Below are 9,093 nucleotides of genomic sequence, written 5' to 3'. Positions count from 1 at the left end.
ATTGTTTCCACCTCCTCCAGTTCCAACTACACAGATCTTAGCTCGACTTCGTTGAATGATGTCTTCTAATTCTTGGTCGATACTACTATCATATCCATGATGCTTTGAGGTTGTCTTCCTATCCCTTCTTTTTTCGGATTCTCTTATGGTATTGTCTATAATAGATTTCAATCTCTACCCCCACAGCAAATGTTACTTATCTTAAATGTGTTATTGTCTAAACTTATATTTAAAAGCAACGGTTATTTAAGCAATAATTTACCATCAATCTAAGAATTTTTGATTAATATCCAAAGATCATCTCCAACATTTGACCATGGAGTGATTGTAAACTCAAAAATTTCACAACTTTGATGACCGAACCATTGGGGGTTAACATCAACTGTTAGAATCATTAGGTTCTAAGGTCTGGGCATAGCAATGATTTCATTTATCCGTAGGTCGAAGAAGTTACCCATGTGCGCTGGCTTCAAAACTACTGCAGTATCAACACCTTTAGCACTTCCACCTATAGCTATAACCTCTTTATCTGTAGGTATTAGCCCAGCATCAGCAGCCATGATACTTATTTCTACACAAACTTTCACTCCCTGTGAGAATAATCTCAAAGTACCAGCTATGATTTCAACAGGGGTGATACCACCGAATTTGTTGCTTATACCCCTTCCAACTCCACTAAGAGAATGTGAACCAACATAGATTGGTACATTTGCATTTTCAAGTTTTTTGACATATTCTTCTTCTAGTTCTAAATCATCCCCACCTTTAAATCCAGAATGGTGAGTGATGCTCACAATCTTTGTATCTGGGATATTTTCCAGAACTTTAACACTGCTTCGCCCGGAAACTGATGCCACAACAATGTTTTCAATACCCAATTCTTCCTTTCTTTCTTTAACCAGTTCAATAACTTTGTCTGTATTTTCCGCACCAGGATTTTCAAAGTAGTTGATTTTTTTCTCCATACATGAACCCTCCTTTTAAAAGTTTATTGGATTGATCACGACTCCAATAAATAAGACTCCAATAAATAATATTCTTTGAATTAATCTATTTTATTTATTCCTATCTCATCAGTCTCTTTAATTTGATATCGCCAATAGTTAAGTAAAATCGACAGTCAAAGTCAAAATTATATTATCTTTCTTGGCCTAATTTCCATATTTGAAAAACTTTATTAAATAAAAGGTTAATTTAAATATGTAATTTGAACTATCTAATTGGGATTAAGTCTATAGTATTCAATTAACATATGTTAATTAAGGATTAAATTATAATAAAAAGATCAAATTATAATAAAACAAATATTATAATAAAAATCTTTTTAAAAAAGTGATAGTAATGAACGCCTTTGATTTTCTAGCTCCTCAACGCAACCCTAAAACAGGTACTGGAATCACCATGATGTTAGATAAAGGGATGGGTCCAGTAACTTTAATAGATCTCCTTGAATTATCTGGAAGATATGTTGATCTGGCTAAATTTGGATGGGGAACTTCTGCCATCCATAGTCGAGAAATGATACAGGAAAAGGTTGAAATCTATCTTTCCTATGATGTAAACCCATATCCTGGTGGAACTCTCTTTGAAATTGCATATTCCCAGAACAAGGTTGAAGATTTTCTTAATGAAGCTGATAAGTTGGGCTTTGGTGCCATTGAAATTTCAGATGGAACCATTAATATTTCACCTGAAGAACGGGAGAAATACATTTCACTTGTTAAAGAAAATGGGTACTTGGTGATAACTGAAGTCGGAAAAAAGGATCCTAAACGGGACCACCTGTTATCAGCCGATGACCGGGTGAAACTGGTCAATCAAGATTTAGAATCTGGGGCCGACCTGGTGCTCATGGAGGCCAGGGAAGGTGGAAAAGGAATTGGTCTTTTCGATGATCATGGAGATATTAAAGGAGATGAATTAGAAGTACTGATTGAAGGTACTCAAGTCGAGAAGATAATATGGGAGGCTCCTTTAAAGAATCAGCAAGTTTACTTCATTTTGAAGTTCGGTGCAAATGTTAATTTGGGTAATATTTCCCCTGATGAAATTACGGCACTAGAAACCATGCGGTTGGGGTTGAGGGGAGATACATTGGGAAAGGTGAATCTGGGATGATAGAAGAAATAACTATTTTAGGGGGTTTTGACAAGCAAGGAAATCCCGAACCAGTGAAAAAAGTTGTAATTAGAAAGGGAGAGATATTTGGAGTGGTTGGACCTACTGGAAGTGGTAAAAGTTCCCTTATCGGTGATATTGAACAGCTTTCCCAGGAAGATACCTTCTCCAAGAGAAAGATTCTGGTTAATGGTGAGGCACCTAGCTATGAGGATCGGACCAACCCCAGAAAAAAGATGGTGGCCCAGTTATCTCAAAATATGAATTTTCTTGCGGATATGAGTGTGGGGGACTTTTTAAGTTTGCATGCTAAATGTCGAGGGGCCAGCAGTAAATGTGTGAACGCTGTGGTGAAATTAGCTAATACTCTAACTGGAGAACCTATAAAAAAGGAACATGAATTAACTATTCTCAGTGGAGGACAATCAAGAGCTTTAATGGTTGCAGATGTGGCCATAATCAGCAACTCACCAATTGTACTAATTGATGAAATTGAAAATGCAGGAATACGAAAACACGATGCTCTGGAAGCATTGGCAGGCCATGGTAAGATCGTAATGGTGGTAACTCACGATCCTGTACTTGCTCTTATGACTGATAAAAGAATTGTAATGAAAAATGGTGGGATGCAGGCAGTAGTGGGAACTACTGATATAGAAAAGGCCATATCCCAAAAATTAAATAAAATAGATGAATTAATGTTAAGTTTACGTGATAAAGTGCGTAACGGTGAAATCATTCATGATATTGAAGTTGAAGAAATCAAATTGTAAGTCTGTCATGAAAATCACCGGACATCATCCCATTGGCACAGTATTTACTAATAAAATTTTTTAAGGCATTGATAGAGTTTAAATTAATCTATCAATAATTCTTTTTGATAAAAATAATAAATTACATTATAATTTGAGAAACATCCATACTCCGTACATGGACACTTAAAATATTGTTTGAAAAACCATGTTATAAATCAGGTTCCAAGGTTCCATATAATAGGTTCCATATAATAAAAATTTGAACTAATAATCTATAAAAAAATTATAATTCATATAAACTTAAGCATAATTTAAAGAAAAGAAAATAGGAAATTTCTCCATTCAAAAAAAGGGTGATTTTTCATGAAAATGGTTATTGTGGCCGGAACACCTGGTTCCGGAAAAACTGCTGTTTTAATTCATGCACTGCGCAGTATAAATGACTTGGGATTGAAATCGGCAGTAGTAAAAGTTGATTGCCTTTATACAGATGACGATCGTAAATTTGCCAAGGTAGGAGTACCCACCAAGGTGGGACTCTCTATGGACATGTGCCCAGATCACTATGCTATTTACAACCTGGAAGAGATGATTGACTGGGCGAATGAAAACCAGGCAGAACTATTAATAATTGAAACTGCTGGTTTATGTCACCGTTGTGCGCCTTTCACTGTAAATTCTCTGGGAGTTTGTGTTATAGATGCCACCAGTGGTCCTAATACTCCCCTCAAGGTAGGTCCATTTTTAAGCACTGCAGATATTGCGGTGATCACCAAGGGAGATATGATATCTCAGGCAGAACGGGAGATATTCCGGGAGCGAATTCTGGAAGTTAATCCAAATTGTAAAGTAATTGAAGCAAATGGTCTGAGTGGACAGGGATGTACTGAATTGGCAGATGAATTCCTAAAATCACAGGAAGTTGCTCTTGATGAGGAAAAACTCCGACATTCAGCCCCACTGGCTGTTTGTACTCTATGTGTAGGTGAAACCAGGGTTAACAAGAAATATCACCGGGGTGTGCTCCGCCGTATTGATGGTTTCCAGACTTATGAGGGAGAATAAGTGAATTTTCAGGTGTTTTATAATGAGTAAAGTTCCAGTTGATATTGGCCAGCAGAACAAAGTATTGATGTTACTTCCAGGTTACAATTGTGGTATTTGTGGATATGCACGATGTGATGAATTTGCAGGTGCGCTCCTTCGGAAAAAAACACAGCTTGAAAAGTGCAGATTCCTATATCAAGAAATATTTCAGGAGGATCTGGCTAAACTCCAGGAGATACTAAAGGAAACAAAAATAATTCCTGAGGAGGAGAAGATTATAGGAGTGCTGGATGGTTATGAGGCTGATGTTGTTCTGAAACCTCTTCCAGGGGAAGAATCATGCAGAGAAACTCTATATCCATTCACCAGAGAAGAGATAAAACCTGGAGATATAATAAGATACCGGCCTTTAGGATGTCCTATTATCCATTTTGCCAATGTACTGGAAGAAAACCAGGGATTAATCACAGTCCACCTGGTGGGACCATGCCATCGTCTGGATCCCGAAGCCGAGTTTGACTATAAAGATGTAGGAGTCTGTATGGTTGGTGGGTTTGAGGGAATGATTGAAGGTGAGTTACCACGAGTGGGAGAAACAGTCCGTTTCTTACCCTACCATTGTATGATGCAAAAGGTTCATTCTGGGGTGGTAGTTCAATTGGAGGGTAGAAGAGCAATCATTGAAGGCATTGATCTAAAAGTGTGGGCACCCCCTATCAAGGGATAATCATTTACCATGGTTAGGTTTTTACCATGTAATTTAGAATCAAAGCTCCTGATCATATCAAAACTTCAATATTTTTTTTAACCATTAATGATAACATGAATGAGAAACATTTTTCAGAACCTTCTTTTATGAAATATACTGAGGCAAAGAGTACATACCTTACAATACCAGTTAACACATTTTATATCAAACCAGGAGAACCCTATGATATTATCATAAAAAATGCAGGGGATCTTTTGAATGAGGATGACTTTTTAGTCATCTCTGAAACACCTATAGCAATATCGCAAGGGCGACTGATTGATGAAGCTGAATTTAAACCTTCTATCAGTGCTTATCTCCTGGCGGATCTATGGTCCAAATATCTATGGGGATACATTTTTGGCCCATTATTCAGAATAAAAAAAAGAACCATCAAAAACCTCCGTAAATTGCCTCACGAGGCTCGTTCACATAAACAACTAATATTACATTATTATGGCTGGAAACACGCCACTAAACCAGCTTCTGAGGCTGGTGTTGATTTGAGTAATGCACCTGGAACATTTGTTTCTTTACTCCCTAATAATCCACAGGGAGTTTCTGAGGAAATAGAAAGAAAAATTTGGCAGATACATGGTAAGAAAGTTACAGTTATGATCATTGATACAGATGCAACCTACAAAATTGGAAAAACAAGATTCACATCCCTGCCTATCTCTATACCTCAAATTAAAAACAATATGGGTATTTTTGGCTATTTATTAGGTCGAATTGGTAGAATAGTAGGGCCTACCCCATTAGGGGTTTCACAACCTCGTAATATGGATGAAATTATGCAGATTGCCAGGGCAGCGGAAGAATGTCAGAAGAATCATGAAAACAACATGGAAACAGTTTATGACATGCAAAAATTAACAAATAAAGACATAAAAGACATAACAGTAGAAATTTTAGACTCTGTGACTCACATGCCTGCTGTCATAGTCCGAAAATGTGATAATGGCCACTAAAAAATTTTTCATATCCTAATTTTGCTATGAAAATGATCCATCAAAAAAATTTAAATACTATCTAAACCCATAAAAATAATTAACCCAAGATATTTTTAATACCCAGTAAGTAACTTTATATCAATGAACACTAGGTGAACAGTGATTATTATTGATAATCACTAAGGGGTCTTACAGGGGCAGAGAGAGGCATTTTAACTTTAAAATTTGGCGGCTAATTTACACATGGCGGTTGAACAAATTTAATTAGCATTGCTTGATTTGACCTATCAGTTTTATGGATGATTTCTTCTCTCTCACTAGGAGGTTTTAAATGCTTAAACTTAATGATCCTGAAATTCAAGAGCTGCTAAAGCTCTCAAAACAAGAAGGAGGAACTCAGATGCTTAAGGATCCTAACGTACAGGAGATTCTAATTGATGTTACTAAAGATCATGATAACAGCATCCCCATTATCCAATGTTTATTAAATGGCAAAAGCACTGATGAAGAAATTGCAGAAGAAACTGAGATTAGATTGAATATTGTAAGAAGAATCTTATACAAATTATATGATGCAGGAGTTGCCAGTTACAAAAGGAGTAAAGATCCAGAAACTCAATGGTATACTTACAGCTGGAAATTTGAAGAAGATAAGATTGCAGAAATCATATCAGAGAAGTTTGAAAAATTCTCTGAAGAAATTCATCAATCTCTGGAATACGAAGAAGAAAACATGTTCTTTGTATGTCCCAATGGATGTCGTTATAATTTCGAAGAAGCCTCGGAAAGAAACTTTATATGTCCCGATTGTAACACAAATTTAGAGTTTCAGGACAATTCTTCAATTATAACTGAATTGAAGGAATTAAAGGAAAGAATGAGTTGAATATTTCCTTTTTTTATCTTTTAGCTTTCAATTCCTTTTTTAATCCATCTTTACAGATGTTTTTAAAATTTAAATTTGAAAAATTAGTTTAACAAGTAAAACCATCCATTTTTTTTGAATCAATTGAATTTTCATCCCACAAATGAGAGGTTGAATACTTGACATCTAATCAATATAACCAATATCATTCTCCAACTATTTTGAAGGAATTAAACTGCCCCTCTTATGTGATAGAACACTCAAAGGCAGTGATGTCAAAGGCAACATACTTGGCACGGAATTTTAAAGGAAATGTGGATGTGGGTTTGGTTAAAGCAGGAGCCATGCTTCATGATGTTGGTCGTTCACAGACCAATGGAATAGAACATGCTGTAATTGGGGCTAAAATCCTTGTGGATAATGGATTTCCACCGGAAATCGTGAAAATTGTTGAAAGGCATATAGGTGCTGGGATAACTCGTAAAGAAGCAGAAATAATTGGATTACCCCCCAGAGATTATCTGCCGGTTACCTTTGAGGAAAAAATGGTGGCCCATGCAGATAACCTCATACACGGAACCAGTGAGGTTGATCTGGATTTTGTGATACGCAAGTGGAACAATAAACTGGGCAGTGATCATCCATCTATTCCCAGAATCATTAAACTCCATCACGAACTTACAGGAGAATGAAGATCACCTTTGAATATCAACAGATTAATAAACTGGTGTTTACATGGAACCAAAAAAAATTGTGGTTTTTATTGGACCTTCACTCCCCTTAGCTGAGGCTCGCGAAATTTTAGATGCTGATTACCATCCTCCAGTAGCTAGAGGGGATATTACGGCTCTTTTAAATGATCCGCCTGATGTAATTGGGATCATAGATGGAGTTTTTCACCAGCAACCTGCAGTTTCTCACAAGGAAATAATTCAAGCTCTCAAAGCAGGAATCATGATTGTGGGAGCATCTAGTATGGGTGCTCTCAGAGCTGCAGAACTGGATTCCATTGGAATGGTTGGAATTGGGACAGTATATCAATATTATAGGGATGGAATCATTGAATCTGATGATGATGTGGCCATAGTTTTTGATCCAGTAACCCATGAACTGCTTTCTGAAGCCCTAGTGAGCATGAGCTACAACTTCCAGATGGCTGAAAACGAAGGCATCATCAATTCTAATGATTATAATGTCCTCTATGAAACTGCTAAAAATATTTTCTATCCTCATAGAACATATCAACGCGTTTTTAACCAGTCAAATCTTGAAAAAAATAAGATCACAGAACTTAGAACATTTTTAGATAAACATGGTATTGATATTAAGGCAGAAGATGCAAAAAAGGCTTTAAAGTATATAAAAGGCATTATATGAAGAAAAAAGGTCGTATACAAAAAGGTTTAAAAAATTAAAAAAAATAATCACATTATTTCCAATTAACAAGATATTTGTTAGTTACCGGATAAATATCAAATTAAATAATTTTGATAAACAAGTCAATGTTTGTGATAATCCATGGAACTTGAAAGAAAACTGGATAATTTAAAGACTTTTTTCAAGAATAAAAAGGTTGTTCTAGCATTTTCTGGAGGTGCAGATAGCACCCTGTTGGCTTTGCTTGCTAAAGATCATGCCAAAGAAGCCCTGGCAGTTACCGTGGATAATGGGGTTATGCCTTCAGAATGTATTGGTAAGGCTGGAGAAATAGCGCAAAAAATTGGAGTTAAACACAAAATTATAACCATGAACTTTTTGGAAGATCCTTCCTTTGAAAAAAATCCACCAAATCGCTGTTACATCTGCAAAAACATAATGCACCAACAGATAAAGAAAATTGCATCGGATTATCATTATGATCTGGTGGTTGACGGCACCAACATAAGTGACCTACTGGAAGATAGGCCTGGAATAATGGTTAATATTGAAAAAAACATCAAAACTCCGCTGGTTGAATATGGATTTACATCTCAAGATGTTAGAACAATTTTAAGAGAATGGAATGTTGACTATCACCCTTCAACCACCTGTTTTGCCACCAGGATCCCCAGTGGGAGAATAATCACTCCCCAAAAAATTCATCGCATTACCTATGCAGAGAATCTTATTCGTAATTTAACGGGTCTTTCTGTGGTTCGAGTGAGGGATGATGAAGGGTTGGCCTGTATTGAAGTGGGAAATCTTGATAAATTCATAGACAAGATTTCGTTGGATTATTTAGATTCTGAACTCAAAGCAATAGGTTTTAAAAAGGTTACTCTTAATATTGCAAGTTATGGTAGTCTTGAAAATGAAATGGTGGTTTACAAACCATGTAAAAGTGGAAAAAATCGGATAATGTTTGAAATTGAACTTCCCTACCCATTAAATATCCCTCTAAGTTGTCAGGAACTTGAATATTTAGGTGAGGTGAAATGTTCTCCAGAGATGGGTTTGGCAATGTTGGAGGTAGATGGTAGAAACATCACATTATTTGAGAAGGGTAAAATCGTGGCTCGACGAGTAAAAGATCAGGAAGATGCTCAAAAGTTACTGATAACAATTTTACCTTGCTTGCGTAGACATTAATGGATTTCAATGAATATAATTGCCGTGATATTACTAAGA

The 9,093-nt window shown here is 36.2% G+C and carries 11 protein-coding genes (1 of these 11 cut by a window edge); 9 read left to right on the top strand and 2 right to left on the bottom strand.

Going from position 1 to position 9,093, the window contains the following annotated elements:
• Both ftsZ and J2743_RS07355 read right to left on the bottom strand, forming a co-directional pair.
• Nucleotides 1-171, bottom strand: partial view of a cell division protein FtsZ gene (ftsZ, locus tag J2743_RS07360; protein WP_209625928.1) — the start only. 981 nt of this gene lie to the left of the window's left edge; 171 of the gene's 1,152 nt are visible here — the first part of the coding sequence; the start codon lies at nucleotides 169-171; its stop codon lies beyond the left edge, outside the window.
• Between the two features lie 230 nt (nucleotides 172-401).
• Nucleotides 402-965: a pyruvate kinase alpha/beta domain-containing protein gene (locus tag J2743_RS07355; protein ID WP_209625927.1), complete on the bottom strand. Its 564-nt coding sequence runs from the start codon at nucleotides 963-965 to the stop codon at nucleotides 402-404.
• A gap of 376 nt (nucleotides 966-1,341) precedes the next feature.
• Between J2743_RS07355 and comA the strand changes: the two genes are divergently transcribed.
• The 9 genes from comA to larE all read left to right on the top strand — a co-directional run bounded on the left by comA (nucleotide 1,342) and on the right by larE (nucleotide 9,054).
• Nucleotides 1,342-2,118, top strand: coding sequence for a phosphosulfolactate synthase (gene comA, locus J2743_RS07350; protein WP_209625926.1), 777 nt, complete (start codon nucleotides 1,342-1,344; stop codon nucleotides 2,116-2,118).
• A complete protein-coding gene (locus J2743_RS07345) occupies nucleotides 2,115-2,891 on the top strand; it encodes an ATP-binding cassette domain-containing protein (RefSeq protein ID WP_209625925.1) in 777 nt (258 codons plus the stop codon). Before comA ends, J2743_RS07345 begins: the two co-directional genes overlap by 4 nt.
• Before the next feature lie 345 nt (nucleotides 2,892-3,236).
• Nucleotides 3,237-3,938: a GTP-binding protein gene (locus tag J2743_RS07340; protein ID WP_209625924.1), complete on the top strand. Its 702-nt coding sequence runs from the start codon at nucleotides 3,237-3,239 to the stop codon at nucleotides 3,936-3,938.
• Between the two features lie 22 nt (nucleotides 3,939-3,960).
• Nucleotides 3,961-4,647, top strand: coding sequence for a (Fe-S)-binding protein (locus J2743_RS07335; RefSeq protein ID WP_209625923.1), 687 nt, complete (start codon nucleotides 3,961-3,963; stop codon nucleotides 4,645-4,647).
• Between the two features lie 95 nt (nucleotides 4,648-4,742).
• Entirely contained in the window at nucleotides 4,743-5,639 is an 897-nt protein-coding gene (locus J2743_RS07330) for a coenzyme F420-0:L-glutamate ligase (protein WP_425342807.1), read from the top strand.
• A 313-nt stretch (nucleotides 5,640-5,952) separates the two neighbouring features.
• Nucleotides 5,953-6,507, top strand: coding sequence for a transcription factor E (gene tfe, locus J2743_RS07325; protein WP_280904535.1), 555 nt, complete (start codon nucleotides 5,953-5,955; stop codon nucleotides 6,505-6,507).
• A 158-nt stretch (nucleotides 6,508-6,665) separates the two neighbouring features.
• Entirely contained in the window at nucleotides 6,666-7,178 is a 513-nt protein-coding gene (locus J2743_RS07320) for a TIGR00295 family protein (RefSeq protein WP_245248131.1), read from the top strand.
• 43 nt (nucleotides 7,179-7,221) lie between these two features.
• Nucleotides 7,222-7,863: a TfuA-related McrA-glycine thioamidation protein gene (locus J2743_RS07315; RefSeq protein WP_209625922.1), complete on the top strand. Its 642-nt coding sequence runs from the start codon at nucleotides 7,222-7,224 to the stop codon at nucleotides 7,861-7,863.
• A gap of 141 nt (nucleotides 7,864-8,004) precedes the next feature.
• On the top strand, nucleotides 8,005-9,054 hold the full coding sequence (gene larE / locus J2743_RS07310; protein WP_209625921.1) for an ATP-dependent sacrificial sulfur transferase LarE: 1,050 nt from the start codon (nucleotides 8,005-8,007) through the stop codon (nucleotides 9,052-9,054).
• Nucleotides 9,055-9,093 lie beyond the last annotated feature (39 nt).

The organism is Methanobacterium petrolearium, assembly GCF_017873625.1.
Taxonomy (GTDB): domain Archaea; phylum Methanobacteriota; class Methanobacteria; order Methanobacteriales; family Methanobacteriaceae; genus Methanobacterium; species Methanobacterium petrolearium.
Note: the sequence above shows the minus strand (reverse complement) of the source record. Positions and strands in the feature narration are given on the sequence as shown.

Excerpts from the sequence above, each read along its gene's own strand:
- J2743_RS07355 (WP_209625927.1), bottom strand. The coding sequence starts at position 965 with ATGGAGAAAAAAATCAACTACTTTGAAAATCCTGGTGCGGAAAATACA.
- comA (WP_209625926.1), top strand. The coding sequence starts at position 1,342 with ATGAACGCCTTTGATTTTCTAGCTCCTCAACGCAACCCTAAAACAGGT.
- J2743_RS07345 (WP_209625925.1), top strand. The coding sequence starts at position 2,115 with ATGATAGAAGAAATAACTATTTTAGGGGGTTTTGACAAGCAAGGAAAT.
- J2743_RS07340 (WP_209625924.1), top strand. The coding sequence starts at position 3,237 with ATGAAAATGGTTATTGTGGCCGGAACACCTGGTTCCGGAAAAACTGCT.
- J2743_RS07335 (WP_209625923.1), top strand. The coding sequence starts at position 3,961 with ATGAGTAAAGTTCCAGTTGATATTGGCCAGCAGAACAAAGTATTGATG.
- J2743_RS07330 (WP_425342807.1), top strand. The coding sequence starts at position 4,743 with ATGAATGAGAAACATTTTTCAGAACCTTCTTTTATGAAATATACTGAG.
- tfe (WP_280904535.1), top strand. The coding sequence starts at position 5,953 with ATGCTTAAACTTAATGATCCTGAAATTCAAGAGCTGCTAAAGCTCTCA.
- J2743_RS07315 (WP_209625922.1), top strand. The coding sequence starts at position 7,222 with ATGGAACCAAAAAAAATTGTGGTTTTTATTGGACCTTCACTCCCCTTA.
- larE (WP_209625921.1), top strand. The coding sequence starts at position 8,005 with ATGGAACTTGAAAGAAAACTGGATAATTTAAAGACTTTTTTCAAGAAT.